Source organism: Novosphingobium sp. KCTC 2891 (genome assembly GCF_025938155.1).
GTDB lineage: Bacteria > Pseudomonadota > Alphaproteobacteria > Sphingomonadales > Sphingomonadaceae > Novosphingobium.
Map to the genome: position 1 here is coordinate 229,955 of NZ_JAPCZG010000004.1, position 25,415 is coordinate 255,369.

A 25,415-nucleotide genomic window follows, 5' to 3' on the forward strand; every position below is an offset into this window, starting at 1 on the left:
CCAGCCGCGATGGATGCCCCGGGAGAGAGAACGATCATGGAAGCGTCCCCAGCAGCTAGCAAGAGCGTATCGGGCAAGAGCGCAGCCGCGATTCCCGCAGGCTGGCCGGCGGTGAGCATCGCCGAGACGTACCGCGTGCTGACCGCGCCCGGCGCGCCGTTCGAAATGCGCGAGACCGAGATCCGGGGCCGCACCTATCGCACTTACGTCAACGCGATGGGCACCTTGCGCGAGGTTTTCGAGATCGGTCGAAGCTGGGGCGACCGCGAGTTCATCGTCTTCGAGGATGAGCGCATCACCTATGACCAGGCATTCCGCGCCGCCGGAACGCTGGGGCGCGTGCTGGCCGAACGCTATGGCATGAAAAAGGGCGACCGGCTGGTCATCGCCATGCGCAACCTGCCCGAATGGATCATCGCGTTCTGGGCGGGCGCGTCCATCGGCGCCGTGCTGACCCCGCTGAATGCCTGGGGCACGGGCGAGGAACTGGCCTATGGCATCGAGAATTCGGGCGCGAAGGTGGCGATCGTCGACGGAGAGCGACTCGACCGGCTGGCGCCGCACGTCAAGGACCTGAACCTTGACGGCCTGATCGTGACGCGGGGGCAGGCTTCGGACGGTGCGGTCACGCTGGAAAGCCTGATCGGCACGCCGGCAGATTACGGCAGCCTGCCCGACGATCCCATGCCCGATCCCGGCTGCGAGCCCGATGATCTGGCGACGATCCTCTACACCAGCGGCACGACCGGGCGGCCCAAGGGCGCGATGGGATCGCACCGCAACATCATGCACAACATCATCAGCCTGAGCTTCAACCCGGCGCGCGCGGCGATCCGCCGGGGCGAGCCGGTGGAATCGCTGATCCCCCCGCCCGCCGATCCCGATGCCCCGCCTCCCGCGCAAAAGGCGATCCTGATCCCGGTGCCGCTGTTCCACGTCACCGGCACCAATTCGATGATGGTCCCGGCCATCCTTGGCGGCGCCAAGATCGTGCTGATGTACAAGTGGAACCCGGAGCGCTTTCTCGAACTGATCGAGCGCGAGCGGATCAATTCGACGACCGGCGTGCCCGCGATGGTGTGGCAGGTGCTGGAATCGCCCGACTTCGCCAAGCGCGACCTGTCGAGCCTTGAAGGCTATGGCTATGGCGGCGCGGCCATCGCGCCCGAACTGACGATCAAGTTCAGCCAGCTGTTCCCGTGGTTCCCGGTGGGGCAGGGCTATGGTGCGACCGAGACATCGTCGGTTTCGGCCACGCACAGCGCCGAGGATTACCTGACCCATCCCGACAGCGTGGGCATTCCGGTGCCCTGCGTGGACGTGAAAGTGGTGGACGATGCGGGCAACGAACTGCCGCGCGGCGCATCGGGCGAACTGTGCATTCGCGGGCCCAACGTGGTCGCCGGATACTGGAACAATCCCGAAGGCACCGCGGCGGCATTCACCGACGGCTGGTATCATACCGGCGACGTCTGCCGCATCGACGAGGAAGGCTTCATCTATCTGCTCGACCGCAAGAAGGACATGCTGATCCGCGGCGGCGAGAACATCTACTGCGTCGAAGTGGAAAGCGTGCTGGTCTCGCACCCGTCGGTGATCGACGCCGCCGTGGTCGGCCTGCCCGACCGCGTGCTCGGCGAGGAAGTGGGCGCGGTGGTGCAGCTGAAGCCGGGCGAAAGCGTGGACGAGGCAGAACTGAAGGCGCACGTTGCGAAGCATCTGGCCCCGTTCAAGGTGCCGGTGCGGATCGACGTGCGGACAGAGGAATTCCCGCGCAACGCCAGCGGCAAGACGCTGAAGCCGGTGCTGCGGCAGGAAATGATCGCGATGATGGAAGGGAACAAGGAATGAGTGCTGCCGCCGTGGCGCCGGAAGAAGGGGTTGGCCAGCGCATCGGCGCGGTGACCGACAAGCACCGTTTCGACGAGGCAGCGCTCGACCGCTGGATGGCGGCGAACGTCGAAGGCTATGCCGGGAACCTGGAAGTGCGCCAGTTCGCGGGCGGCGCTTCCAATCCCACGTTCCTGCTGATCTCTGGCGGCAAGCGCTATGTGCTGCGCAAGAAGCCGCCGGGCCAGCTGCTGCAGAGCGCCCACCAGGTGGACCGTGAATACAAGGTCATGGCCGCGCTGAAGGACACCGATGTGCCGGTGCCGATCATGCGCGGGCTGTGCACCGATCCCGAGGTGATCGGCACGACGTTCTACGTGATGGACTTCCTCGAAGGGCGTATCTTCCGCGATGCCACCCTGCCGGGAATGGCGCCGGCCGAGCGCACCGCGATCTATGACGATCTCAACGCCACGCTGGCGAGGCTGCACAAGGTCGACTGGCAGGCGGTCGGGCTGGGCGACTATGGCAAGCCGGGCAACTATTTCGAGCGCCAGATCGCGCGCTGGACGCGGCAGTATCGCGATTGCCCGCTGCCGCCGGTGCCGGCGATGGAACAACTGATCGAGGAACTGCCCGCGCGCATTCCGGCGGACCAGTCGGTCACCATCGCGCACGGCGATTACCGGCTTGAGAACGTGATGTACCACCCGACCGAGCCGCGCATCGTCGCGGTGCTGGACTGGGAGCTTTCGACCATCGGCCACCCGCTGGCGGACCTCGGCTATTCGGGCTTCCTGTGGCATTCGCACGGCGCCAGCTGGGGCTCGCTCGACGGCGTGGACTTCGCCACGAGCGGCATCCCCACCGAGCAGCAGTGGGTGGACGCCTATTGCCGCCGCACCGGGCGCGAAAGCCTCGACGACTGGAACTTCCTGCTGGCGTTCTCGGTGTTCCGCCTCGCCTCGATCAGCCACGGCGTTTATGCCCGCGCGCTGGCGGGGCAGACCCCCACCGCGCAGGTGGGCGAAAACGGCTGCCCGTTCCTCGCCGAACAGGCGCTGGCCCTGCTGCACCGGGGCTGACCCCGGGCAGCGTCATTTGGAGAGGATGCCATGAGCGAGGAAAACCCCGCCGAGGACGTGATCTATGCCGTTGCGAATCACGTCGCGACAATCACGCTGAACCGCCCGCATCGGCGCAATGCGCTGAACTGGAACGCCTATGCCCAGTTGGAGACCGCGCTGAAGGCGGCCTCGGCGGACAGCGAGGTGCGCTGCGTGATCGTCACCGGGGCGGACCCGGCGTTCTGTTCGGGCGACGACGTGGCCGAGATCATGGCGGGGCCGAACGCATTCGCCGCGACGCGCTCGGCGCTGACCATCGTGAAGCACCAGCCCACGCCCGCTGCAATGGCGGCGCTGGAATGCGAGAAGCCGATGATCGCGGCGGTCAACGGCGCGGCGATCGGCTGGGGCATGGAACTGGCGATCTATGCCGATATCCGCATCGCTTCGGAAAAGGCCAAGTTCTCCGAGATGTTCATCAAGCGCGGGCTGGTGCCCGACGTGGGCGGGTTCTACCGCCTGCCGGCCATCGTCGGCCCGGCCAAGGCGGCCGAGCTGATGTTTACCGGCGACGTGATCGACGCGGCCGAAGCGCTGCGCATCGGGCTGGTGAGCGAAGTGACCCCGCACGACGACCTGCTGCCGCGCGCGCAGGCGCTGGCCGCGCGCATCGCGGCGAACCCGCCGCTGGCGCTGCGCTTCATCAAGGAGGGGCTGAGCCGCTTCTCGTACGGCGACCCGCGCGAGATCGGCGCCTGGGCCATCGAGGCGATCCGCCGCCTGATGGAAACCGAAGACCACAAGGAAGGCGTCGCCAGCTTCCTCGAAAAGCGCGAGCCGGTGTTCAAGGGAAAGTGACAGGATGAGCGAAGGCGCGGCGCAGGATCGCCACAAGTTCGATGAGGCGGCGCTGGCGCGCTGGATGGAAGCCCATGTCGAAGGCTATGCCGGGCCGCTGGCGGTCGAGAAATTCGCCGGCGGGCAATCGAACCCCACGTTCCGGCTGACCACGCCGGGGCGCACGTATGTGATGCGGCGCAAGCCGGCGGGGCTGGTGCACAGCTCCGCCCACGCCGTCGACCGCGAGTTCCGCGTGCTGGACGCGCTGGGGGCGCAGGGCTTCCCCGTGCCGCGCGTGTTCGCCCTGTGCACCGACGACGCCGTGATCGGCTCAATGTTCTACGTGATGGACTGCGTGCCCGGCCGCGTGTTCTCGAACCCCACGCTGCCCGAGCTGTCGCCCGCCGAGCGCGCCGCCGCGTTCGATTCGATGAACGAGACGATCGCGCGCCTGCACGCCATCGATGTCGATCAGGCAGGGCTGGGCGATTATGGCCGGCCGGGGAACTACGTCGAGCGGCAGGTGGCGCGGTTTTCGCGGCAATACCGCGAGGACGAACTGGCCGGGCGCAGCGAGGCGATGGACCGCCTGATCGAATGGCTGCCCGCCAACATGCCGGCCAACACGGAGTCGCGCCGGCTGGTTCACGGCGATTTCAAGGTGGACAACGTGATGTTCCATCCCGCCGAGCCGCGCATCATCGCGGTGCTCGACTGGGAGCTTTCGACACTGGGCGATCCGCTGGCGGACTTCGCCTACAACGTGATGGTGTGGCGCACCCCGCCCGAGGCCGGCAACAGCCTGATGGGCGATGCGCGCCTGCCCGGCCTGCCGAGCGAGGAGGAATACGTCGCGGCCTATTGCCGGCGCACCGGGCGCAGCGGCATCCCCGACCTGTCGTTCTACGTGGCGTTCAACATGTTCCGGCTGGCCGCGATCCTGCACGGAATCATCGGGCGGACGCTGCGCGGCAATGCCTCCAACGCGCAGTCGCACGAAGTGGCGAAGCGGTTCCATCCGCTGGCAGAGGCCGCGTGGCAGCAGGCGCTGCGCGCGGAGCGCGAACGGTGAGCGAGAAGCCGCGCAAGACTTTCGCCATCCGCGCGGGCGGCATGGGCTATGACGATGCGCCCGCCGACGTGCCGCCGCAGCGGCTGTGGCTGGAGGAAGCCTGGGCCATGCCGGCCGAGGACCGCGCGGTCGAGGTGGAAGGCGCGGCAGTGCGTTACCGCGCGTGGGGGCTGGACGACGGGCGCGACAAGCCGGGCCTGATCTTAGTCCACGGCTTCATCGCCCACGCCCGCTGGTGGGACCACATCGCACCGTGGTTCGCGGACCGCTATCGCGTGGCGGCGATCAACCTTTCGGGCATGGGCGACAGCGACCGTCGGCCCGCCTACAGCCGCAAGCAATATGCGCGCGAAGTGCTGGCGGTGGCGCATGACGCGGGGCTGGCACCGCTCACCATCGTGGCGCACAGTTTCGGCGCGATCACCGGGCTTTACGCGGCCCATCTGGAGCCGGACCTTGTCGAACGCGCCGTGGTGATCGACGCACATCCTTTCCGCACGGGTGAAAGCAGGCTGGGCGCGGTGCCCGCCGAGAAGTTCTATGCCACGCGCGAGGAAGCGCTGGCGCGCTACCGGCTCAGCCCGCCGGGCGCCTGGCCGGACCGCGACGTGCTGGCTCATGTTGCGCAGCATTCGCTGCGGCAAACCCCGCAAGGCTGGGGCTGGAAGTTCGATCCCGCGACTTTCGCCGCGTCCGACCGCGAGGAGATGACCGCCGCGCTGCGCGGGCTGGCGGTGCCGGTGGATTATATCCATGCGGCCCGATCGGACTTTGCCGGGATGGATGCGATCGACGCGTTCGTGGCGGCGATGCCGACCTGCGGCGTGCCCGTCTCGCTGCCGTTCTGCCACCACCACGCCATGATCGAGCAGCCGGTGGCGCTGGTCGCGGCGCTGAACGGCCTGTTCGCGCATCCACGCACCAAGGTGACCGCATGAGCCACGAAGGCGAACCCGGCACCGCAGGACTGGATCTGGGCGGACAGCCGCTGCCGGTATGGCCGGCGGCACCGTCCGCGCCCGTGGGCTTCGCACCGCCGCGCCGCGCCGGATCGGTGCGCCGGACGATGACGCTGGAGGCGACGTGGCCCGGCGGGGTGCTCGGGCCAACCATCATCGCCGGACATTGCCGCGATGCCTTCACCGCCGATCCCGCGCGCGCGCCTGCGGTGCTGGCCGAGGACCGGCTCACGGTCAGCGCGCAGGAACGCACGATCGTCCACCTGACCGCCGAGCCGCCGCATCCCGAACTCGCCGCGCTGGAAGGAACGCGCCCCGGCGGCAAGTTTCGCGCCACGCTGAATGAAGCGCTGCCCGGCGAACGAGAAGCCGGCACGCCGCTTTACCTGCTGCTCGACGATCTGGCCGGCGCCACGCTGGTCGCGCGCTGGGCGTGGAGCCGCTGGTTTCCCGGCTGGGCGACCGCCCCGACCGAGGAAGGACGCAAGGCCCACGCGGCAGGGATGCTGGGCGCCTGCACCGGCCTGCGCCCCGGATCGAGCGGCATTGTGGATCAGGGCGCGCCGACGCTGGGGCAGAACACCTCGGCGGTCGGCCCGCTGGCGAACCCGGCCGATCCCGATGGCTGGCACCCGCTGACCGACCTGACCGACGAAATCCAGTTCCGCCGGGCGCGCCGCATCGACGCGTGGATGGAAGGCGACACGATCCGCATCGACACCCATTTTCAGGACAGCGCCAACACCCGCGAAGGTGGCCGCACCGCGCTTCACGAATATCACCTGACAGCCGAGGCCGACGCGCGCACCGGGCTGCTGACGCGGATCGAGGCGCACGCGGGCACGCTGCCCTATCCCGAATGTCCCGGCGCGATGTCAAACCTGCGCTTTCTGGTCGGCACCCCGCTGACCGAACTGCGCGCACGCGTGCTGCAAATGCTGCGCCGGACCAACGGCTGCACCCATCTGAACGACGTGGTCCGCTCGCTGGCCGAAGTGCCGGCGATGCTGTCGCGCATTCCCGAGGAGACCACCGCGCCATGAGCACCCTGCCCGCCACTCCGCGCCCTGCCGCCACGGTGCTGCTGCTGCGCGACGATCCGTTCGAAGTGCTGATGGTCCGCCGCAACGCGCGCGGCGTCTTCGCATCGGCGCTGGTGTTCCCCGGCGGCATGGTCGAGGCCGAGGACGCGAGCGAGGACTGGCTGCCGCACCTGCGCGGGCACGAGGGGCTCAGCATCGAAGAGCGCGCGCACCGCGTGGCCGCCGCGCGCGAGACATGGGAAGAAGCCGCGATCCTGCTGGTGCGCGAGGGCGATACCGCCTGCCCGCTGCCGCCCGACCGGCCCGAGCCGACGCTGTTCCGGCAGATCGTGGCCGACAGCGGCGGGCATCTGGATCTGGCCGCACTGGCCCCGTTCGGCCACTGGATCACCCCGGTGGATGCCCCGCGCAGGTTCGACACGCGCTTTTACCTGGCGCACGTGACGCGCGAACAGGAAGCGCGCTGCGACGGCAGCGAGACGGTGGAAATGGAATGGATCGCCCCGCACGAAGCGCTCGACCGTGCGCGCCGGGGCGACGCCGGGATCATGTTCCCCACCAAGCTGAGCCTGCTGCGGCTGACCGAAACGCCCTGCCCGCAGACCGCGCTCGCCGCCACCCTGACGCGTCAGGTGGTGCCCGTGCTGCCGGTGGTGGAGCCGCGCGAAGGCGGGACGGTGGTGTTCATCCCGCAGGACGCGGGCTACGCCGAGTGGGAGGAGTTTACCCCGCACCCGCCGGCGCGGGGATGATCCCGCGCTCGGCCATGCGGCCGAGCCAGCGCACGAACATCTCTTCCGTATCCTCGCAATCGGCAAAGCCGGCCTTGCGCAACTTGACTGTGCTGACCAGCACCGGCGCGCGGTCCGCGTCGGGCGGCGCATGCACGCCCATCAGCAGATCGGCGTAGTGGTGCGATTCGCCCATCAGCGCCTCAAGGTCCGCTTCGCGCAGGCCTTCGCGCGCGGCGATCCGCGCCCAGGTGTCACGGTGCTCCATCAGGAAATCGACCAGGCTGAACGGCGGGCCGAACGCCGGCTCCAGCCCCACCGCGCGGGCGATCGCGGGCCAGACGTTGGCGAAGGCGAAGACATCGCCATTGGTGATGTTGAGCGTCTGGTCCGCCGCTTCGCCATGCGTTGCCGCCCAGCCGAGCGCGCGCGCGATCAGATCGGCATCGACCGCTTCCGAAACTCCGCCGGGCCGCCCCGGATAGGCCAGCGGCATCCCGAGTTCGCGGCAGATCGCGGCATAGGCGCCCAGCACCGGGATCAGGTTCATCGCGGCGCCGGTCGCGCCGCCGAACACGATCTGCGGTCGCCAGATCGTCAGGCTCCAGTCCGCGCCTTTGCGCTTTTGCCGCAGGTAGTCTTCCTGCAACCAGTAGAAATTGGCGTGTGGATCGCGCGGCGCATCTTCGCGCGCGGGGACCGCGATCTGGTGGACGTGCGCACCATAGGCCTTGGTGCCCTGGAACGCGCTGACGTGGGCAAGGCCGGTGGCCGCGGCGCAGAGCGGCTCCATCAGGTTGCGCATCATCAGCAGGTTGCGCTCCATCTGGTCCTGTTCGAGCCAGCCGGCATAAAGACCCGGCTTCTCGTAAAGCGCAGCGTAGATCACGTGCGTCACCGCTGAAAAACGCTTCGCCTGCGCGGCGCAGGCTGCCGCGTCGGTCAGGTCGATGGCGAGATGTTCGCATGGCACGTCCACGTCGGGTGCGCGGCGCGACAGCGCCAGCACATCCCATTCGCCGGACGCGCCGAAATGGGCGACGGCGGCCTGGCCGATCACGCCGCTGGCGCCGGCAACGAGCACGGTGGGGCGGTGCTGCATCTGCGTCTCTCCATGCCACCGGGTCTGGCGCCCGGCCTCGTGACGGCGAGCGTAGGGGCGGGGCGGAGAGGTCGCAACCCGCTTGTTAGTCGATCAACTAACTACTTCTGGCATTTCGGGCAGAAGAACGTCGAGCGTCCGCCCTGCGCGATGCGCTGAACGGTCCCGCCGCAGGGGCAGGCTTCGCCTTCGCGGCCATAGACGCGCCAGTCCTTGGCGAAATAGCCAAGCTCGCCATCGGGCCGCGCATAGTCGCGCAGGGTCGATCCGCCGGCCGCGATCGCCTCCTCCAGCACTTCGCGGATCAGCGGGACCAGCCGGGCGAGCGCGGCCTTCGACACCTTGCCGCCTTCACGCTCGGGATGGATTCCGGCGCGGTTGAGCGCCTCGCACACGTAGATGTTGCCCAGCCCGGCGACGATCCGCTGATCGAGCAGCAGCAGCTTCACTGCCGCAATGCGCCCCGCGAAGGCGTCCACAAGGTGCGCGGTGGTCAGGCCCGGCCCCAGCGGCTCCGGCCCCAATGCGGCGAAGGCCGGGAAGGCATCGAGACGGGCCGTATCGACCAGATCGACCGAGCCGAACCTGCGCGCATCGTTGAGCGCGAGGACATGGCCGCTGCCGGTTTCGAGCACGAGGTGATCGTGCTTGCCCGGCTCCTCCGGATCGATTCGCCAGCGGCCCGACATCCCGAGATGGAACACCATCGTGGTATCGCGGTCGGTATGGACGAGGCCATACTTGGCGCGGCGGCTCAGCCCGGTGACGCGCGCGCCGGTCAGCGCCTGCACGAGATCGACCGGGAACGGGCGGCGCAGGTCGGCGCGGTTGACCGCGACGCGCGCGATGGTCTGGCCGTCCAGCACCGTGGCAAGGCCGCGAACGGTGGTTTCTACTTCGGGAAGCTCGGGCATATCGATCAAACCCCTAACAGTCTTTGCCGTCCGGGCAATTCCTCACTAAAGGCCCTTGTCCATGACCCAACCGGAAACCGTGTCCTTCGGCTACGAGGACGTCCCCGCCGAAGAAAAGCAGGCGCGCGTCGGCGCCGTATTTTCGAGCGTGGCGAAGAAATACGACATCATGAACGACGCGATGTCGGGCGGGATGCACCGGCTGTGGAAGGATCGCTTCGTGCGCCGGGTCAAGCCGCGCGACGGCGAATCGATTCTCGACATGGCTGGCGGCACGGGCGACATCGCGTTCCGCATGGCGCCTTCGGGCGCGGCGATCACCGTGTCGGACATCAACCAGGACATGCTCGACGTGGGCATGGAGCGCGCGGCCAAGCGCGGCATCGGCGGGCTGGAATGGTCGTGCCAGAACGCCGAGGAACTGAGCTTCGCGGACAAGAGCTTCGATGCCTATACGATCGCGTTCGGCATCCGCAACGTGACCCACATCGACAAGGCGCTGGCCGAGGCATACCGCGTGCTGAAGCGCGGCGGCCGGTTCTATTGCCTGGAATTCTCGACCACCGAATGGCCCGGCTTCGCGCAGGCCTACGACGTCTATTCGCACAAGCTGGTTCCGCAGATCGGCAAGGCCATCGCGGGCGATGCCGATTCGTACCGCTACCTGATCGAATCGATCCGCCGCTTTCCCAAGATGCGCGAATTCGAGGGCATGATCCGCACCGCCGGCTTCCGTCACACCAAGGTGGAGCCGATCATGGGCGGGCTGGTCGCGATCCATTCCGGCTGGAAGGTCTGAGGGGCCCACACGCACCGTGACGTATCCGGCCACCCACATCCGCCGCCTGCTCGGCTGGGGCCGCACCGTTGCGCGGCATGGCGCACTGCGCCTGATCGAGGAAAGCCCCAACACCCCGGCGCCCGTCCGCCGCCTGTGCCGGATCGCGCGCTTCGGCACGCGCCAGCCGCGCGTGCCCGACTATGCCGGCGCCTTCCACGCCATCGGCCCCGCCGCGATCAAGCTGGGCCAGACGCTCGCCACCCGGCCCGACCTTGTCGGTGAGGAAGCCGCGCGCAACCTGCTGGCCTTGCAGGATAGCCTGCCCCCGGTGGACGTCGCGCTGATCCGGCGCGAGATCGAAACGACGTTCGAGCGCCCGCTCGAAGCGCTCTACGCCACGTTCGATCCGGTGCCGGTGGGCGCGGCCTCGGTCGCGCAGGTCCACCGCGCCACCACCATCGACGGCCGCCACGTCGCGGTGAAAGTGCTGCGCCCCGGCGTGCGCGAGAAGTTCGCGCGCGACATCGACACCTACGAATGGGCGGCCGCGCATCTGGAAGCACTGGGCGGCGAAGCGAGCCGGCTGCGCCCGCGCCTGATCATCGCCAATTTCAAGCGCTGGACCGTGCGCGAGCTGGACCTGCGCCGCGAGGCCGCCTCCGCTTCGGAACTGGCCGAGCTGATGCACGCCTTCCACGGCTACCGCGTGCCCGCGATCGACTGGGACCGCACCAATGGCCGGGTGATGACGCTCGACTGGATCGACGGCATCAAGATCAGCGACAACGCCGCGCTGGATGCCGCGGGGCACGACCGCAAGGAACTGGCCCAGCGCCTTGTCCTCGCGTTCCTGACCCAGGCGATCAGCGGCGGTTTCTTCCATGCCGACATGCACCAGGGCAACCTGTTCGTCGAACCGGACGGCACGATCGCCGCGATCGACTTCGGCATCATGGGCCGCATCGACCGCCGCGCGCGCCAGTGGCTCGCCGAAATCCTCTATGGCCTGACCACGGGCAATTACCGCCGCGTCGCCGAAATCCACTTCGAGGCGCAATACGTGCCGTCCTACCATTCGGTGGACGAGTTCGCGACCGCGCTGCGCGCCGTGGGCGAACCCATGCGCGGCAAGCCGGTGAGCGAGCTGTCGGTGGGTCAGATGCTCGATGGCCTGTTCGCCATCACCCGCGACTTCGACATGCAGACCCAGCCGCACCTGCTGCTGCTGCAAAAGACGATGGTCATGGTCGAAGGCATCGCCACGCAGCTCGATCCCGGCATCAACCTGTGGGACACCGCCGCGCCTTTCGTGCGCAACTGGATTCGCGACGAGCTTGGCCCGGAAGCCGCGATTGCCGATCGCATCCGCACCGACACCGAAACGCTGCTGCGCATCCCCGACCTGATCCGCCGGATCGAGGACCGCTTCCCCGCCAAGGGCGGCGCGCCGGAAGCGCCGCCGCTGCCGCACGTGGACCTGATGTGGGACAGCAAGCGGCGCGGTGCCCCGGCATGGCTCGGCCACGTCTTCGCCGCGGCTGCGGGTGCAGCCACAGTCGCCGCGGGCGTCACGCTGGGCTGGTGGGGCTGAAATGAGCGCCGCCCCGCTCGATGGCCTGCGGCTCGAAAAGCGCCATTTCAACGCGCTCGACCTGTCGCGCCTGCTGGCTGCCTGCGCGGTGCTGTTCTGGCATTACCAGCATTTCTTCGTGCCGCCGGTGGATTATGGATTCCACGTCCGGCGCGAGGCAGTGACCCCGCTCTATGCCGAACTGCGCTGGCTGTTCGACTATGGCCACGCCGCCGTGCAGTATTTCTGGGCAGTCTCGGGCTTCGTCTTCGCGCACGTCTATCTGGCCGATGCCAACGCGCGGGGCCGCTTCTGGCTGGCGCGCATTGCCCGGCTCTGGCCGCTCCACCTGCTGACGCTGGTGCTCGTGGCGGTGCTGCAGGCGGCCTATTCGGGGATCAACGGCACCGCGTTCGTCTATCACCAGCAGGACGTGAAGCACTTCCTGATGAGCCTGGTGCTGGCGCATTACTGGGGCTGGCAGACCAACCAGTCGTTCAACGGCCCGTCGTGGTCGCTCTCGACCGAGATCCTCGCCTATGCCGCGTTCTGGCTGCTGCTGCCGGGCCTGCGCCGCGCACCGCTGCTGCTGGCGGTGCCCGTCGCCGCGCTGATGCTGGGCGCATTCTTCATGGGAGCGCCGAACGAGCCGGCGCTGACCTGCGTGGGCTATTTCTTCGGCGGCGCGGCGGTCTATGGCGCGGCGCTGAAGGGCTGGCTGCGGGTGCCGGTGCTGGTCGCGCTCGGGCTGGGGTGCCTCGGGCTCGCGTTCCATGCCCACATGGCGTTCCACTCGCTTGATGCAACGACGCTGGCGGGCACTTTCGCCGCGCTGTTCTTCACGCTGGCGATCGACATGGCCGACCGCAACGACGTGCTGAAGATCGGCCGCAAGCTGGGCGATGCCTCCTATGGCATCTACCTGTGGCACTTCCCGTTGCAGCTGATGCTCGTTCTGCTGATCGACGCCGCGCTGGGCAGCCGGGGCATCGCGCGCCAGCCGGCGTTCCTCGCCTTCTTCGTCGGCCTCAGCATTCTGGTGGGCTTTGCCTCGCACCGCTGGATCGAGCGGCCGGCGCAGCGCGGAATCTACCGGCTGTCCCAGCGCCTGCGCGAATTGCGACCCGCCGCCGCGCAGGCTTGAGGGACCTCAGCCCGCGATTTCCTCGATGCGGTGGTGGGGCAGGATGCGCCATGCCGCGACGAGCAGCACGACATGCACCGCCTCCACGCCCATCGGCACGATCCACGCTTCGTAGGGACCCACGACCGCAAGATTGACGATGCGGCCCACCAGCGAGGCGCCGAACAGCAGCGCGGGCACCAGCAGCAGGTCGGCATTGCGCCGCCACGCGCCCCACATCATGCAGAACGCGGCCACGCCGAAAAACGCCGTGAAATCTGCACGCAGCGTGGAAAGGCCGGCCACGCCCAGCGGCGCCAGCCCGAATCCGGCGGCGGTCTGCTGCGGCCCGGTCAGGAACGATACGGCCATGAACAGGTCGAACATTCCCGCCAGGAAAATCAGCGCGGTGAGCACGAGACGCATCAGGAAAACCCCTTCCCCTTGTTTGAAGGCATCCTGCCCGCTCGCGCGTCAACACGCAAAAGGATTGCGCGCACGGCGACCGCATTGCAGAAGCTGCGCGCATGACCTCGGCCCCGCGCATCCTGCTGATCGTCGGCGGCGGCATCGCCGCCTACAAGTCCTGCGAACTCGTTCGTCTGATCCGCAAGAACGGCGCGTCCGTCACTTGCGTGCTGACCGAGGGCGGAACGCACTTCGTCACCCCGATGACACTGGCGGCGCTGAGCGAAAACCCCGTCCACACCACTTTGTGGGATCTCAAGAACGAGGTCGAGATGGGGCACATCCAGCTGTCGCGGCAGGCCGATCTCGTGGTCGTGTGCCCGGCCACGGCGGACCTGATGGCGCGGATGGCCGCCGGCATCGCCGATGACCTTGCCACCACGCTGCTGCTCGCCACCGACAAGCCGGTGCTGGCCGCGCCCGCGATGAACGTGCGGATGTGGCAGCACGCCGCCACGCAGCGCAACGTCGCCACGCTGCGCGAGAGCGGCGTGACCGTGCTCGATCCCGACGAGGGCGCGATGGCCTGCGGCGAATTCGGCCCCGGCCGCCTGCCGGAGCCCGAAGCGATCTGGCGCGCGATTGCGGACGCACTGGGCCAGTCGGCGCCAGCGGCTGCAACCGGCCCCCTGTCCGGCCGGCACGTGCTCGTCACCGCCGGCCCCACGCACGAACCGATCGACCCGGTGCGCTACATCGCCAACCGGTCGAGCGGGAAGCAGGGCTTCGCCATCGCCGCCGCCGCCGCCGCCGCCGGTGCGCGCGTGACGCTGGTGTCCGGCCCGGTCCACCTGCCCACGCCGCCGGGCGTGACGCGCGTGGATGTGGAAACCGCGCGCGAGATGGCCGCCGCGGTCGACGCCGCGCTGCCGGCCGATGTCGCGGTGATGGTTGCCGCCGTTGCCGACTGGCGCACCGCCGATTCCGCCGGCCAGAAGCTGAAGAAGGACGGCTCGGGCAAGGTCCCGCCGCTGGCACTCACCGAAAACCCCGACATCCTCGCCACGCTCTGCCGGTCGGACCGGCGCCCGCCGCTGGTGGTCGGCTTCGCGGCCGAAACCGAGAAGGTGATCGCGCACGCGCAGGCCAAGCTGGCGCGCAAGGGGGCCGACTGGATCGTGGCAAACGACGTTTCGGGCGATGTCATGGGCGGCACGCTCAACGCCGTCCACATCGTCAGCACCGGCCGGGTCGAGAGCCTTCCCGAAATGCCCAAGGAGCAGGTCGCGGCCGCGCTCGTTCAAAGGATTGCCGATGCACTCGCATGAACCCGTTCCCGTCCGCGTCAAGCGCCTGCCCGGCAACGAAGACCTGCCGCTGCCCGCCTATGCCACCGATGGCGCCGCCGGTATGGACGTCGTCTCGGCCGAGAACCTGGACCTTGCCCCCGGCGCGCGCCATGCGGTGGCCAGTGGCCTCGCGCTCGCCATCCCGCCGGGCTTCGAAGTGCAGGTGCGCCCGCGCTCGGGCCTCGCGCTCAAGCACGGCGTCACCGTCGCGAATGCGCCCGGCACGATCGATTCAGACTATCGCGGCGAGCTGAAAGTCATCCTGGTCAACCTCGGCACGGAGGCGTTCTCGATCCGCCGGGGCGACCGCATCGCGCAGCTGGTGGTGGCGCCGGTGACGCGCGCCAGCTGGATGGAAGTGGACGAACTTGATTCGACCAGGCGCGGCGAAGGCGGCTTCGGCTCGACCGGCGGGCTTTCCGCCCTGCCGGGCTGATCCCGCCGCCGGGCTGATCGACGCCACTCACCCGAACCTCAATCCGGCCCTCAATCGGGGTAAACGATCCGCACCTTGCCCGCCGCTTCGGCCGCAACGCGGCGCGCTTCGTCGGTATCCGCGCCGCGCGCCAGCGCCACCGCCATGCGGCGATAGGGCCGAGTGACCGGCTTGGCGAAAACGCGCACGTCCACCGCCTCGCCCGGCACGGCCATCGCCTCGGCCACGCCTTCGATGCGGAAATCCTCGGCATGGCGGTCGGCCAGCACCACGGCCGAGGCGCTGGGACCGCGCAGACCGATCTCGGCCGGGATCGGCAGACCCAGAATGGCGCGCGCGTGGAGGTCGAACTCGGTCAGGTCCTGCGACACCAGCGTGACCATGCCGGTATCGTGCGGGCGCGGCGAGAGTTCGGAGAAGATCACGTCCTCGCCGCGCACGAAGAACTCGACGCCGAACAAGCCGTAGCCGCCCAGGTTGTCGACCACCTTGCGCGCCATGTCCTGCGCGTCGGCGATGGCCTGTGCCGACATCGGCGTGGGCTGCCAAGATTCCTGGTAATCGCCGCGTTCCTGCCGGTGGCCGATCGGCGGGCAGAACGAAACGCCGCCCCGGTGCCGGATGGTCAGCAGCGTGATTTCATAGTCGAAGGCGATGAACTCCTCGACGATCACGCGCTTGCGGTCGCCGCGCATGTTCGCCACGGCATAGTCCCACGCGGCCTCGATACCGGCTTCATCGCGCACCGTGCTCTGGCCCTTGCCCGACGAGGACATGACCGGCTTGATCACGCAAGGGAGGCCGGTGTGCGCTGCGCCCTCGCGCGCTTCGGCAAGGCTTTCGGCATAGCGATAGCGCGAGGTGCGCAGGCCCAGTTCCACCGCCGCCACTTCGCGGATGCGGTCGCGGTTCATGGTCATGATCGTGGCGCGCGACGAGGGCACCACGTTGAAGCCCTGCGCTTCGAAATCGGCCAGCACTTCGGTGCGGATCGCCTCGATCTCGGGCACGATGTAGTCGGGCTTCACGTCGGCGATGGTCGCGGCCAGCGCCTCTCCGTCGAGCATGGAGAACACGCGGGGCGCGTCCGCCACCTGCATCGCGGGGGCATCGTCATAGGAATCGCAGGCGGTGACATGGCAGCCCAGCCGCTTGGCCGAGATCACGAACTCGCGCCCCAGTTCGCCCGAACCGAGCAGGAGGATCCTTGCGGTGAACGCCATGCGTGTGCCCTTTCAGCCTTGCGACGACAGGGCCATGCCCGTCCCGGTGACGATGGGTCAACCGGGACGGCGCAGCTTTGCAGAAGAAACCGTCAGCGCTTCTTCTTTTCGGGCGCCACGGAAATGCGCACCGTCTCGCCGTTGTGGCCGGGGAAATCGGTGAACATCGCCTCGACCAGATTGGGCACCAGGTAGGGCAGGCGGTCCGAGGTGGACGCCGCTTCGGCCTTGCCTTCGAACAGGCGGCGGCCATCGGCGCGGCGGTCGATCTTCATGTCGATGCCGCTGGCGTAGACCGTCACCACGTCCACGCTCTGGTAGCCGGGACCGCCCCAGAAGAACGGATCATACCAGCCGTAGCCCCAGCCGCGGCGGCCGTAGAAGCCCGGATGGCCCCAGCCGCCCCAGCCCGGCCCGTACCAGCCGCCGAAGTAGGGATCGGAAAAGCCGGTGGTCCGCACCTTGTCGCGGCCCTTGTCGACGCCGTAATCGAACCGGACGACCAGATCGGACGTCTGCGGATTGCCGGGCACATAGCCCAGCTTCTGCAGCTGCGCCGAAACGAGGCTGGCGTATTGCGCGAATTCCAGCCCGCCTTCGTCACGCGGGTCGTCCGCCACGACCGCGAAGGTCTGGCCGGCAGGCGCGGGCAATTCGCGCTGGTAGCGCGAGACGTTGGCGTTGAACGGGGTGGCGCAGGCGGACAGCGCGAGCAGCGCGGGAAGGGCCAGCAGCGCAAGGCGGTGCCGCTTGGTCCGGGGCCTGGAAGTGGTGTTCATCGATGGCGACTCCATGTGTACGGCCCTGCTTCCCCGGCAAAGCGGGCCGAGCACGGTCTTAGCATGGAGATTCGATAGGCGAGAAGTGCTGAATGCGCGTTGAATGGTGGCTGCAACATAAGTTGCAGCCACCGCACATTGTGCCTCTATTCAGTATGTTAAGAGCGAACGAGGCCCAGCGCGTCGTAAGCGGCATTCAGCGTGGGCAACGCCAGCGCGCGCGCCTTTTCGCCGCCCTTCGCCAGGATCGCGTCGAGCGCGGCGCGGTCTTCGCGCAGGGTGCGATAGCGCGCCGCCATCGGCGAGAGCTTTTCCACGAGCAGTTCGCCCAGCGCCGGCTTGAACGCGCCGAAGCCCTTGCCCGCGAAATCGCGCAGCACGTCCGCCGGGGTCACGCCCGCCATCACCGCGTAGATGCCGACGAGATTGTTCGCCTCGGGCCGGCCCGCCAGCCCCTCGATCTCGGCCGGAAGCGGCTCGGGATCGGTCTTGGCCTTCTTGACCTTTTGCATGATCGTATCGGCATCGTCGGTCAGGTTGATGCGGCTCATGTCCGAAGGATCGGACTTGCTCATCTTCGAATTGCCGTCACGCAGCGACATGATCCGCGCAGCCTGCGGCGGGATGATCGGATCGGGCAGGGTGAAGACGGGCTTGTCCTCGCTCGCGAAGTCGTTGTTGAACTTCTGCGCCACGTCACGCGCCAGTTCCAGATGCTGCTTCTGGTCCTCGCCCACGGGCACGTGGGTCGCCTGGTAGAGCAGCACGTCCGCCGCCTGCAGCACCGGGTAGGTGAACAGGGCAACGCTGGCGCCTTCGCGGTTCTTGCCCGCCTTGTCCTTCCACTGGGTCATGCGGTTGAGCCAGCCCATCCGCGCGGTGCCGTTGAGCAGCCACTGCAGCTCGGCGTGCTGCGGCACCTGCGCCTGGTTGAACAGGATGGAGCGATCGGGGTCGATCCCGCAGGAAACCAGCGCGGCGACCATCTCGCGCGTGTTGGCGGCCAGCTCGGCCGGCACGTGCGGCATCGAGATGGCGTGGAGATCGGCGAGGAAATAGAGGCAGGTCGCGCCCTTGGCGGTCCATTCGTCCTGCATCGCCACCCAGTTGCGGATCGCGCCCAGGTAGTTGCCGAGGTGCAGATTGCCGGTGGGCTGGATGCCGGAAACGATACGCATGGACTGTGTGCCTTACGAGGTGGTGCGCCTGCGCCGCAGGAGAAGTTGCAGGTCATCCTTCGAGAACGCGCCGAGAAGGATGGTGGCGAGCCCATAGACCACCGCGCCGGCCGAAACCAGCGCAGCCAGCGCGGCAAAACGGACGTGCCACGAGCCATGGACATAGGGCATCAGCAGCCCCTGCGCGGCCCACAGCACGCCGCCCATTGCCAGCGCCGCCAGCGCGAGGCGGGGCGCGCGCCGACGCAGCCGCGCGTCCGCCACGAAGTGCCCGCGCGCCACCAGCGTGCGGTAGAGCATGGCGACATTGACGGTGGAGGCGATGGCGGTCGCCAGCGGCGGCCCCATGTGCTGCAAGGGCACGATCAGCGCGAGGTTGCCCACAAGGTTCACCACCATGCTCATCGTGGCATAGCGCACCGGGGTCTTGGTATCCTGCCGGGCATAGAACCCCGGCGTCAGCACCTTGACCAGGATGTAGCTGGGCAACCCGATCGAGAACGCCGCCAGCGCCTGCGCGGTGAAGTGGGTGTCCTGCGCGGTATAGCGGCCATAGCCGAACAGCGCCGCCGCGATCGGCTCGCCGCACAGCACCAGCGCGGTGGTGGCCGGCAGGGTGAGCAGCAGCGCCAGTTCCATCCCGCGGTTCTGCGTCTCCATCGCCGCACGCTCCTCGCCCGCACCCAGCTGGCGAGAGATCGTGGGCAGGAGCACCGTGCCAAGGCCGATGCCGATGAGGCCGAGCGGCAGCTGGTTCAGCCGGTCGGCCATGTAGATATAGGTGACCGAGCCGTGCGCCAGCAGCGAGGCGGCCAGCGCGGTCGAGATCACGAGGTTGATCTGCACCGCCCCCGCGCCCGCCGCGGCCGGCCAGATCAGCGCCATCAGCCGCTTCACGTCAGGGTTGAGCCGGGGCAGCCGCAGCCGCAGGCTGACGCCGTTGCGCTTGCACGCCCACGCCAGCCACGCCAGCTGGAGCGCCCCCGAGACGGACACCGCGATGGCCTGGTTGCGCGCCGTCACCAGCGGATCGGCATGGTGGAACACCAGCAGCGCGGCGATCAGCGTCAGGTTCAGCAGGATCGGCGCCGCCGCGTTCACCCAGAACTTGTGCATCGAATTGAGGATGCCGCCGAACAGCGAGACGAGGCTGATCAGCATCAGGTAGGGAATGGTGAGGCGCGACAGCGTGACCGCGAAGGCGAACTGGTCGTGGCTCACGCCGTTGAACTTGCCCGAAAGCAGGAACGTGACCGGCCATGCCAGCACTTCCAGCAGCACGGTCATGGCCAGCAGCACCGGCAGCAGCACCGCCAGCGCCTGTTCGGCAAAGACCAGCCCGTCCTTCAGCCCTTCCCCTTCGGGATTGCCGACCTTCTGGTTGAACATGGGGATGAAGGCGGAGGCGAAGGCCCCTTCCGCGAACAGGGCGCGGAACATGTTGGGCAGGCGAAACGCCACCAGGAACGCGTCCGAGGCGAAGCTCGCCCCGATATAGCGTGCAAACAGGCTGTCGCGCATCAGCCCGAGCACGCGGCTGACCAGCGTCAGCCCGCCGATCGTGCCGGTCGCCTTCAGGAGATTCATCGCATCACCCCGCGTACGACCGGCACGTCAGCCGAAAGGATCAGGCCTGGCCCGCGCCGGCGGCCAGTTCTTCTTCCTGGCGCTGCTGCAGCTGCGCGAGGTAGAGGCCGTTGAAATCGATCGGGTCGAGCATCAGCGGCGGATAGCCGGCATCGCGCACCGCATCGGCAATGATCCGGCGGGCGAACGGGAACACGAGGCGCGGGCCTTCGGCGAACAGGAACGGATGGGCCTGCTCGTCGGGCACGTTGCGCATCCCGATCAGCGCGCCATAGGCCAGCTCGACCGCGAAGGCGGTGCCCTGGCTGGTCTTCGACGAGACGTTGATCTTCAGCTCGATCTCGTGAACGTCGTCACCCAGCGTGCGCGCGCCGATGTTGAAATCGACCTGCATTTCGGGCTGTTCGGCCCACTGGTAGCTTTCCGGCGCGTTCGGGTTCTCGACCGAGAGATCCTTCACGTACTGCGAGATCAGGCCGATCGCGGGCGCGGTGTCCTCGCCATTGGCAAGCGGGCCTTCCGGCTGGTCGAGATCGAGGTTGCTGATGATGTTGCCTTCGTCGGCCATGGTTCGTGCTTTCGTGCGAATGGATGTGCTGGACGATTGGCGCGCCGCCTAGCATCTGCCACTTCGCGCGGCAATCGCGCGGGCGCACAAAGTGGCACGCCGCCTCCACCGATCCCCAGCCGTTCCTCAGTCGCCCTTGCGGAACGGCGTGTGCCCGCCCAGCCACTGCTGGTCCTGCGCCACGCCGGCGCGCTCCCGCTCGAGAAAATCGGCCACCGCGCGGCGGAAACCCTTGTCCGCGATCCAGTGCGCAGACCACGTCTGCACCGGCGCATAGCCGCGCGCCAGCTTGTGCTGCCCCTGCGCGCCGGCCTCCACGCGGCGCAGGCCCAGCGCGATGGCGGCGTCGATCGCCTGGTAATAGCACAGCTCGAAATGGAGGAACGGCTTGTCCACCACGGCGCCCCAATACCGGCCGTAGAGCGCCTCCGCGCCGATGAAGTTGAGCGCGCCCGCCACCGGCTGCCCGTCCAGGAAGGCCAGCACCAGCAGCACCTTGTCGGCCATGCGCTCGCCGATCAGGTCGAAGGCTTCGCGCGTCAGATAAGGGCTGCCCCACTTGCGCGCGCCGGTGTCCTGATAGAACACCCAGAACGCGTCCCAGTGCTCGGGCCTGATCTCCGCCCCGGTCAGCGTGCGGATCTCCACCCCGTCCTGCGCTTTCGCGCGCTCCTTGCGCAGGTTCTTGCGCTTGTCCGACGAAAGCGCGGCCAGAAAGGCATCGAAGCTGTCGTAGTCCCGGTTCTCCCAGTGGAACTGGATGTCGGAGCGCAGCAGCCAGCCCGCCTCCTCGAACAACGGCACCTGTTCGGGGGCGATGAACGTGGCGTGCGCGGAAGACAGCCCGTTCTGCGTGCAGAGCTGCTCCGCCACCTTCAGCAGCGGAACCGCCAGATCGGGGCGCTCGCCCGTCAGCAGGCGCGGCCCGGTCGCGGGGGTGAACGGCACGCTGATCTGCAACTTGGGGTAATAGCTGCCGCCCGCGCGGTGCCAGGCATCGGCCCAGCTATGGTCGAACACATATTCGCCCTGGCTGTGGCTCTTGAGATAAGCGGGCAGCGCCGCCGCCGCCGCGCCGCTCTCGTCCTCGATCACCACCGGGAGCGGCGACCAGCCGCTGCCTTCGCCCACGCTGCCCGATTCTTCCAGCAGCGAGAGAAACGCGTGGCTGGTGAAGGGATTACCCGGCCCGGCCAGCCGGTCCCACGTCGCGGCGTCGATCTCGCTCACGCCATGGTGGATGCGCGCGGTGACGCTCACGCCGGCTCCGGCTGTCCCTGAGATTGCGACGGCGATGGGGACGACCGGGCAAACGACGGCGAGAACGCGATCGACGGGGCCAGCCCCGCGCCTTCCGCAATCGCCGCGTCGGCATGGTCATGCGCGCGTTCGGCCAGTTCCGGCGACCGGACCGTCCAGGTCAGCAGCGGCAGGCCGCGGCGGCGCTGCGCGGCGGCGAAGCGGCTCGGCAGGTCGCGCACGTCATAGGCCAGAAAGTCAGGGCGCGCGTGCCACAGCGCAAGATGACGGCGCACGCGGGCCAGCAGCGTGGAGCGGCCGTCCTCGGTCATCACCAGTCCGCGCACCACGTGCGAGGAATGGCGATCGAACCAGCGCGACACACGCGGATCGAAGCTCATCACCGCAACCGGGCCGCGATATCCTTCCAGCATCCGCCGCACCGCCAGACACAGCGGCACCACGTGCATCTGCCGCTTGGACTTGATCTCGATCAGCAGCGGCACGCGCCCGGCGACGAGTTCGAGCACGCGGCGCAGGCCGGGGATCGTGTCGCCCTCGCTTCCGCCCGCCAGCGCCAGCGTCTGCAATTGCGCGGCGCTGCGGTCGATCACCGGGCCGCTCGCGCCGGTCAGCCGGTCAAGCTCCCAGTCGTGGAACACCACCGCCTGCCCGTCGCTGGTGCGCTGGACGTCGCATTCGATGCCCAGCCCGCGTTCGACCGCCAGCGCGAAGGCGGAGGGCGCATTTTCGGGCGCCCCGCCGCCGTGCAGCCCGCGGTGGGCGTACGTCGTCCGGGTCAGCCAGCCGACCCGGTCCGCCGCCGGCGCGGGTGCCAGCCAGCGATCAAGCAGGATGAATAGCAAAGACAGCATCGACTTCGACAGCGGCGCCCAGCGGCAGCACCGGCACGCCCACTGCGCTGCGGGCATGGCGGCCGGCATCGCCGAACGCGGCAACCATCAGTTCGGACGCGCCATTGGCGACCTTGGGCTGGTCGGTGAAGGTGCCCACGGAATTGACGAAAGCACCCAGCTTGACCACGCGCGCCACCCGGTCGAGCGAACCGAGCGCGGCCTTGACCTGCGCCAGCAGCATCAGCGCGCAGGCCTGCGCGGCGGCGGTGCCGTCCTCAAGGCTCACGTCCTCGCCCAGCCGGCCGGTCACCAGCTTGCCGTCCACGAAGGGCAGCTGGCCCGACACGTGCAGCAGACCATTCACCTCGACGGTGGGAACATAGGCCGCCACCGGCGCAGCCGGCTGCGGCAGCACATGGCCCAGCGAGGCAAGACGGTCGGCGATCGTGTCAGTCATTGTCGGCTCCATTGATCTGTTCGAGGATCCACGGCAGCGCGTGGTTCCAGTCGTCGATGCGGGCGTGGGCGTGGCCCGCCTTGTGCGCGCAATCGATGAAGGGCGCCAGCATCGGCTCACCGCACAGGTGCAGGCGCTTCACGTGCGGCAGAAGGTCGGCCACCGATCCGTGGTGCTGCGGCAGGTCGTCGATGAACAGCGCGCGGGTCGGGTTGTATTCGTCGAGGATGGCCTTCAGCGCCGGCCCCTTCGGCCCCTGGTTGGTGAACACGCGCGCATCGATGCCCACCGCCTTCAGCTGCTCGGCGCGGTGGTCGCGGCGGTGGTCGTTCAGGTTGGTGAGGATCACAACGTCGGCGTGCTCGCCCAGCGCGTTGATACCCTCCACCGCGCCCGCGATCGGCTGCTGGCGGTGCATCTCGGTGTCGAAGAACAGGTTGAGCAGGCGCCAGATTTCCGCCGGCTCGACCAGGCGGCCGTCCTCGCGGTAACGCATCGCCTCGCTGAAATCGCTGGAATTCATGACGAAATCGATGCCGTGCGCCTCGTCGAGGAAATCGCGGTACGGCGCGACCATGTGCAACAGCACTTCGTCGCAGTCGCTGATGACCAGCGGACGGCTCATGTCAGGTTCTCCCGTGCGGAAATGATCGTTTCGGGGCTAATGTCGAGTGCCTCGGCCGCCGCGACAAGGTCCGCCTCGTGATTGGCGAGAAAATCGAGCACCGCGCCCAGCACCCCCGGATCGCCCAGCCCGGCGCGCAAGGCGTCCGGCGTCAGCCCGGTCAGCGCGAGCAGGCGCTCGGCCCGCTGGCTGTCCGACAGCACCCAGCCGAGCACCTGCAGCGCCACGGCGGAAGCATCTGGCATCTCTGCGCGCGTCCGAATGATTGTCAGGGCCTTTCCGGGTCAATAGAGGTGCGCTTCAGGTGCACTTAGGTGTGGTTCAGGGTAGGCGTGTCCAGTGACAAAAAGAATTCTGGTTGTCGAGGACAACGACCTCAACCGCAAGCTGTTCTGCGACTTGCTCAAGGCCAACGGGTTCACCGTGGAGCCTGTTGCCGATGGCCGGGAAGCCATTGAACGGGCGCGCCTTTTCGTGCCCAATCTGGTCATCATGGACATCCAGTTGCCCAATGTGTCGGGGTTGTCCCTGATCGAGGCGCTGAAGGCCGACGTCGAACTGCGCACCATCCCGATTCTCGCCGTCACCGCCTACGCCGGCAAGGGCGACGAGGAACGCATCCGCGAGGCCGGCGCAGAGGGCTATCTCGCCAAGCCGGTGTCTATCACCCCGTTCATGCAGGCGGTGCGCAAGCTTCTGTAATCAGTGAAAGAATTTTTCGGCGATGAACGTCGCCACGGTCAGGCACAGCCCGGCCATGAAGATCTTGTAGGCCAGCGCGAGGTAGCGGTACTTCTTGTGCTGAAGCACCTGCCCGTTCTGGTAGATGTCGTGCAGCATAGTGCGGAAAATCGTCTCGTCCGCACGCAGTTCGTGGATCACGGAATCCATCCACGCATCCTCGTCCAGATGCGAAAAGTATCCGAAAAACAGCTTGTTGGGCTTTCCGTGCAGCTTGTTGCCCTGCGGGTTCGACACCGATGGCAGCACCGCGAAGACGGCGCACATCGCCGAGGCGAAGGCGAACAGCGCCAGCACCGAGAGCGACCACGGCAGGCTGCCGTTCTTCGCCTGCCCCACCGAAATCGTGAAGACGAGGAACGTCGCCCCCATCAGGATCGAGGCCTTGGCGTCGGCCATCTGGCTCAGCGTCAGGTTGATCTGCTGCGAGGTGCGGACCAGATGGATCGCGTGGTTCGAAAAACCCGAGGGCGAAGGCGGCGACGGGGTTGCCACGACGCGAGGCTGCGGATCGGGCGCTGCTTGGGCCATCTGTTCCCCCCTTTGATCATGCGATATTCATCGCGTTCGTGGATGACACGGGGCCACCGTCCTTGACAAGCGGGGGACAAGGCCGCTTTTCCGCCGCAATCGTCTGGCAGGCGGCTTCGAGACCGTTTCCCGGCCTGCCGGCCCAGTGGAGAATGACAATGGATCGCGCCGCAACCGCCGCCCGCATCGCCGAACTGATCGAGCCGTTCAACAAGAAGGGCGTGGCCATCAGCGATGCGACGACCTTCGCCGGCGACCTCGAATGGGACAGCCTGACCGTGATGGACTTCGTCGCGGCGATCGAGGACGAGTTCGACATCATCATCAGCATGAACCAGCAGGCCGAGATCGAGACGTATGGCCAGCTCGTCGACGCGGTGACCAAGCTCAAGGGCTGACAAGCGA

28 protein-coding genes are annotated in these 25,415 nt (G+C 68.0%); 14 read left to right on the top strand and 14 right to left on the bottom strand.

Annotated features, from left to right (window positions below; translation table 11 throughout):
* The first annotated feature begins 36 nt into the window (after positions 1-36).
* Genes OLX02_RS10085 through OLX02_RS10115 form a run of 7 tightly spaced genes read left to right on the top strand, consistent with a single transcriptional unit; the run spans position 37 to position 7,563 of the window.
* Positions 37-1,851 (top strand): class I adenylate-forming enzyme family protein, encoded by a 1,815-nt coding sequence (locus tag OLX02_RS10085; protein ID WP_264422465.1) that lies wholly within the window; start codon positions 37-39, stop codon positions 1,849-1,851.
* Positions 1,848-2,915 (top strand): phosphotransferase, encoded by a 1,068-nt coding sequence (locus OLX02_RS10090; RefSeq protein WP_264422467.1) that lies wholly within the window; start codon positions 1,848-1,850, stop codon positions 2,913-2,915. Before OLX02_RS10085 ends, OLX02_RS10090 begins: the two co-directional genes overlap by 4 nt.
* A gap of 30 nt (positions 2,916-2,945) precedes the next feature.
* A complete protein-coding gene (locus tag OLX02_RS10095) occupies positions 2,946-3,755 on the top strand; it encodes an enoyl-CoA hydratase/isomerase family protein (protein WP_264422468.1) in 810 nt (269 codons plus the stop codon).
* A 4-nt stretch (positions 3,756-3,759) separates the two neighbouring features.
* A complete protein-coding gene (locus OLX02_RS10100; RefSeq protein WP_264422469.1) occupies positions 3,760-4,809 on the top strand; it encodes a phosphotransferase family protein in 1,050 nt (349 codons plus the stop codon).
* Positions 4,806-5,747 (top strand): alpha/beta fold hydrolase, encoded by a 942-nt coding sequence (locus tag OLX02_RS10105; RefSeq protein WP_264422471.1) that lies wholly within the window; start codon positions 4,806-4,808, stop codon positions 5,745-5,747. Before OLX02_RS10100 ends, OLX02_RS10105 begins: the two co-directional genes overlap by 4 nt.
* Entirely contained in the window at positions 5,744-6,811 is a 1,068-nt protein-coding gene (locus tag OLX02_RS10110; protein WP_264422473.1) for a DUF2889 domain-containing protein, read from the top strand. Before OLX02_RS10105 ends, OLX02_RS10110 begins: the two co-directional genes overlap by 4 nt.
* Positions 6,808-7,563 (top strand): NUDIX hydrolase, encoded by a 756-nt coding sequence (locus OLX02_RS10115; protein ID WP_264422475.1) that lies wholly within the window; start codon positions 6,808-6,810, stop codon positions 7,561-7,563. Before OLX02_RS10110 ends, OLX02_RS10115 begins: the two co-directional genes overlap by 4 nt.
* Here the strand turns inward: OLX02_RS10115 and OLX02_RS10120 are convergent.
* Both OLX02_RS10120 and mutM read right to left on the bottom strand, forming a co-directional pair.
* Positions 7,535-8,644: an NAD-dependent epimerase/dehydratase family protein gene (locus tag OLX02_RS10120; RefSeq protein ID WP_264422477.1), complete on the bottom strand. Its 1,110-nt coding sequence runs from the start codon at positions 8,642-8,644 to the stop codon at positions 7,535-7,537. The genes OLX02_RS10115 and OLX02_RS10120 overlap by 29 nt on opposite strands.
* 101 nt (positions 8,645-8,745) lie before the next feature.
* Positions 8,746-9,558 (bottom strand): bifunctional DNA-formamidopyrimidine glycosylase/DNA-(apurinic or apyrimidinic site) lyase, encoded by an 813-nt coding sequence (mutM, locus tag OLX02_RS10125; RefSeq protein ID WP_264422479.1) that lies wholly within the window; start codon positions 9,556-9,558, stop codon positions 8,746-8,748.
* 61 nt (positions 9,559-9,619) lie between these two features.
* On the opposite strand from mutM, the gene OLX02_RS10130 reads away from it, so the two are divergent.
* From OLX02_RS10130 to OLX02_RS10140, 3 genes are read left to right on the top strand one after another with little or no spacing between them, the layout of a single operon-like run.
* The gene (locus OLX02_RS10130; RefSeq protein ID WP_264422480.1) at positions 9,620-10,357 is read left to right on the top strand and encodes a class I SAM-dependent methyltransferase; all 738 of its coding nucleotides are present in this window, start codon (positions 9,620-9,622) and stop codon (positions 10,355-10,357) included.
* 16 nt (positions 10,358-10,373) lie between these two features.
* Positions 10,374-11,930, top strand: coding sequence for a 2-polyprenylphenol 6-hydroxylase (ubiB, locus tag OLX02_RS10135; RefSeq protein WP_264422482.1), 1,557 nt, complete (start codon positions 10,374-10,376; stop codon positions 11,928-11,930).
* Between the two features lies 1 nt (position 11,931).
* Positions 11,932-13,053, top strand: coding sequence for an acyltransferase family protein (locus OLX02_RS10140; RefSeq protein WP_264422484.1), 1,122 nt, complete (start codon positions 11,932-11,934; stop codon positions 13,051-13,053).
* Between the two features lie 6 nt (positions 13,054-13,059).
* Here OLX02_RS10140 and OLX02_RS10145 read toward each other — a convergent pair whose 3' ends face one another.
* Complete coding sequence (locus OLX02_RS10145) at positions 13,060-13,458, bottom strand: hypothetical protein (protein WP_264422486.1); 399 nt, start codon at positions 13,456-13,458, stop codon at positions 13,060-13,062.
* A 101-nt stretch (positions 13,459-13,559) separates the two neighbouring features.
* Between OLX02_RS10145 and coaBC the strand changes: the two genes are divergently transcribed.
* Positions 13,560-14,768: a bifunctional phosphopantothenoylcysteine decarboxylase/phosphopantothenate--cysteine ligase CoaBC gene (gene coaBC / locus OLX02_RS10150; protein WP_264422488.1), complete on the top strand. Its 1,209-nt coding sequence runs from the start codon at positions 13,560-13,562 to the stop codon at positions 14,766-14,768.
* Positions 14,755-15,225 (top strand): dUTP diphosphatase, encoded by a 471-nt coding sequence (dut, locus tag OLX02_RS10155; RefSeq protein ID WP_264422489.1) that lies wholly within the window; start codon positions 14,755-14,757, stop codon positions 15,223-15,225. The genes coaBC and dut overlap by 14 nt, the downstream gene beginning before the upstream one ends.
* 50 nt (positions 15,226-15,275) lie before the next feature.
* On the opposite strand, the gene purT is transcribed toward dut, so the two are convergent.
* The 10 genes from purT to OLX02_RS10205 all read right to left on the bottom strand — a co-directional run bounded on the left by purT (position 15,276) and on the right by OLX02_RS10205 (position 23,983).
* Positions 15,276-16,448, bottom strand: a complete 1,173-nt coding sequence (gene purT / locus OLX02_RS10160) for a formate-dependent phosphoribosylglycinamide formyltransferase (protein ID WP_264422491.1) — start codon at positions 16,446-16,448, stop codon at positions 15,276-15,278.
* A gap of 92 nt (positions 16,449-16,540) precedes the next feature.
* Positions 16,541-17,227 (bottom strand): DUF4136 domain-containing protein, encoded by a 687-nt coding sequence (locus OLX02_RS10165; protein WP_264422493.1) that lies wholly within the window; start codon positions 17,225-17,227, stop codon positions 16,541-16,543.
* 158 nt (positions 17,228-17,385) lie between these two features.
* Positions 17,386-18,405 carry a tryptophan--tRNA ligase gene (gene trpS / locus OLX02_RS10170; protein ID WP_264422495.1) on the bottom strand — a complete coding sequence of 340 codons (1,020 nt, stop codon included), beginning with the start codon at positions 18,403-18,405 and terminating at the stop codon, positions 17,386-17,388.
* 12 nt (positions 18,406-18,417) lie between these two features.
* Positions 18,418-19,992 (bottom strand): murein biosynthesis integral membrane protein MurJ, encoded by a 1,575-nt coding sequence (gene murJ / locus OLX02_RS10175; protein WP_264422496.1) that lies wholly within the window; start codon positions 19,990-19,992, stop codon positions 18,418-18,420.
* A gap of 40 nt (positions 19,993-20,032) precedes the next feature.
* Positions 20,033-20,560, bottom strand: coding sequence for a protein-export chaperone SecB (secB, locus tag OLX02_RS10180; RefSeq protein WP_264422498.1), 528 nt, complete (start codon positions 20,558-20,560; stop codon positions 20,033-20,035).
* A 126-nt stretch (positions 20,561-20,686) separates the two neighbouring features.
* Positions 20,687-21,820: a GNAT family N-acetyltransferase gene (locus OLX02_RS10185; RefSeq protein WP_264422500.1), complete on the bottom strand. Its 1,134-nt coding sequence runs from the start codon at positions 21,818-21,820 to the stop codon at positions 20,687-20,689.
* Complete coding sequence (locus OLX02_RS10190; protein WP_264422502.1) at positions 21,817-22,674, bottom strand: glycerophosphodiester phosphodiesterase family protein; 858 nt, start codon at positions 22,672-22,674, stop codon at positions 21,817-21,819. Before OLX02_RS10190 ends, OLX02_RS10185 begins: the two co-directional genes overlap by 4 nt.
* A complete protein-coding gene (locus tag OLX02_RS10195) occupies positions 22,646-23,113 on the bottom strand; it encodes a RidA family protein (RefSeq protein ID WP_264422504.1) in 468 nt (155 codons plus the stop codon). The genes OLX02_RS10190 and OLX02_RS10195 overlap by 29 nt, the downstream gene beginning before the upstream one ends.
* A complete protein-coding gene (locus OLX02_RS10200; RefSeq protein WP_264422506.1) occupies positions 23,106-23,738 on the bottom strand; it encodes an HAD family hydrolase in 633 nt (210 codons plus the stop codon). Before OLX02_RS10200 ends, OLX02_RS10195 begins: the two co-directional genes overlap by 8 nt.
* The gene (locus OLX02_RS10205) at positions 23,735-23,983 is read right to left on the bottom strand and encodes a DUF3572 domain-containing protein (RefSeq protein WP_264422508.1); all 249 of its coding nucleotides are present in this window, start codon (positions 23,981-23,983) and stop codon (positions 23,735-23,737) included. Before OLX02_RS10205 ends, OLX02_RS10200 begins: the two co-directional genes overlap by 4 nt.
* 94 nt (positions 23,984-24,077) lie before the next feature.
* On the opposite strand from OLX02_RS10205, the gene OLX02_RS10210 reads away from it, so the two are divergent.
* Positions 24,078-24,440: a response regulator gene (locus OLX02_RS10210; RefSeq protein ID WP_264422510.1), complete on the top strand. Its 363-nt coding sequence runs from the start codon at positions 24,078-24,080 to the stop codon at positions 24,438-24,440.
* Here OLX02_RS10210 and OLX02_RS10215 read toward each other — a convergent pair whose 3' ends face one another.
* The gene (locus OLX02_RS10215) at positions 24,441-25,010 is read right to left on the bottom strand and encodes a Pycsar system effector family protein (protein ID WP_264422512.1); all 570 of its coding nucleotides are present in this window, start codon (positions 25,008-25,010) and stop codon (positions 24,441-24,443) included. It abuts the gene before it with no gap.
* Between the two features lie 158 nt (positions 25,011-25,168).
* On the opposite strand from OLX02_RS10215, the gene OLX02_RS10220 reads away from it, so the two are divergent.
* Entirely contained in the window at positions 25,169-25,408 is a 240-nt protein-coding gene (locus tag OLX02_RS10220; protein WP_264422514.1) for an acyl carrier protein, read from the top strand.
* Positions 25,409-25,415: the final 7 nt, after the last annotated feature.

What these genes read in the sequence shown, in the direction of transcription:
- OLX02_RS10200 (WP_264422506.1), bottom strand. Translation starts at nt 23,738, where the DNA reads ATGAGCCGTCCGCTGGTCATCAGCGACTGCGACGAAGTGCTGTTGCAC.
- OLX02_RS10130 (WP_264422480.1), top strand. Translation starts at nt 9,620, where the DNA reads ATGACCCAACCGGAAACCGTGTCCTTCGGCTACGAGGACGTCCCCGCC.
- trpS (WP_264422495.1), bottom strand. Translation starts at nt 18,405, where the DNA reads ATGCGTATCGTTTCCGGCATCCAGCCCACCGGCAATCTGCACCTCGGC.
- OLX02_RS10165 (WP_264422493.1), bottom strand. Translation starts at nt 17,227, where the DNA reads ATGAACACCACTTCCAGGCCCCGGACCAAGCGGCACCGCCTTGCGCTG.
- mutM (WP_264422479.1), bottom strand. Translation starts at nt 9,558, where the DNA reads ATGCCCGAGCTTCCCGAAGTAGAAACCACCGTTCGCGGCCTTGCCACG.
- OLX02_RS10090 (WP_264422467.1), top strand. Translation starts at nt 1,848, where the DNA reads ATGAGTGCTGCCGCCGTGGCGCCGGAAGAAGGGGTTGGCCAGCGCATC.
- OLX02_RS10100 (WP_264422469.1), top strand. Translation starts at nt 3,760, where the DNA reads ATGAGCGAAGGCGCGGCGCAGGATCGCCACAAGTTCGATGAGGCGGCG.
- dut (WP_264422489.1), top strand. Translation starts at nt 14,755, where the DNA reads ATGCACTCGCATGAACCCGTTCCCGTCCGCGTCAAGCGCCTGCCCGGC.
- OLX02_RS10190 (WP_264422502.1), bottom strand. Translation starts at nt 22,674, where the DNA reads ATGCTGTCTTTGCTATTCATCCTGCTTGATCGCTGGCTGGCACCCGCG.
- OLX02_RS10220 (WP_264422514.1), top strand. Translation starts at nt 25,169, where the DNA reads ATGGATCGCGCCGCAACCGCCGCCCGCATCGCCGAACTGATCGAGCCG.
- secB (WP_264422498.1), bottom strand. Translation starts at nt 20,560, where the DNA reads ATGGCCGACGAAGGCAACATCATCAGCAACCTCGATCTCGACCAGCCG.
- OLX02_RS10085 (WP_264422465.1), top strand. Translation starts at nt 37, where the DNA reads ATGGAAGCGTCCCCAGCAGCTAGCAAGAGCGTATCGGGCAAGAGCGCA.
- purT (WP_264422491.1), bottom strand. Translation starts at nt 16,448, where the DNA reads ATGGCGTTCACCGCAAGGATCCTCCTGCTCGGTTCGGGCGAACTGGGG.
- coaBC (WP_264422488.1), top strand. Translation starts at nt 13,560, where the DNA reads ATGACCTCGGCCCCGCGCATCCTGCTGATCGTCGGCGGCGGCATCGCC.
- OLX02_RS10110 (WP_264422473.1), top strand. Translation starts at nt 5,744, where the DNA reads ATGAGCCACGAAGGCGAACCCGGCACCGCAGGACTGGATCTGGGCGGA.
- OLX02_RS10120 (WP_264422477.1), bottom strand. Translation starts at nt 8,644, where the DNA reads ATGCAGCACCGCCCCACCGTGCTCGTTGCCGGCGCCAGCGGCGTGATC.
- OLX02_RS10140 (WP_264422484.1), top strand. Translation starts at nt 11,932, where the DNA reads ATGAGCGCCGCCCCGCTCGATGGCCTGCGGCTCGAAAAGCGCCATTTC.
- OLX02_RS10095 (WP_264422468.1), top strand. Translation starts at nt 2,946, where the DNA reads ATGAGCGAGGAAAACCCCGCCGAGGACGTGATCTATGCCGTTGCGAAT.
- OLX02_RS10205 (WP_264422508.1), bottom strand. Translation starts at nt 23,983, where the DNA reads ATGCCAGATGCTTCCGCCGTGGCGCTGCAGGTGCTCGGCTGGGTGCTG.
- OLX02_RS10115 (WP_264422475.1), top strand. Translation starts at nt 6,808, where the DNA reads ATGAGCACCCTGCCCGCCACTCCGCGCCCTGCCGCCACGGTGCTGCTG.
- murJ (WP_264422496.1), bottom strand. Translation starts at nt 19,992, where the DNA reads ATGAATCTCCTGAAGGCGACCGGCACGATCGGCGGGCTGACGCTGGTC.
- OLX02_RS10145 (WP_264422486.1), bottom strand. Translation starts at nt 13,458, where the DNA reads ATGCGTCTCGTGCTCACCGCGCTGATTTTCCTGGCGGGAATGTTCGAC.
- OLX02_RS10215 (WP_264422512.1), bottom strand. Translation starts at nt 25,010, where the DNA reads ATGGCCCAAGCAGCGCCCGATCCGCAGCCTCGCGTCGTGGCAACCCCG.
- OLX02_RS10195 (WP_264422504.1), bottom strand. Translation starts at nt 23,113, where the DNA reads ATGACTGACACGATCGCCGACCGTCTTGCCTCGCTGGGCCATGTGCTG.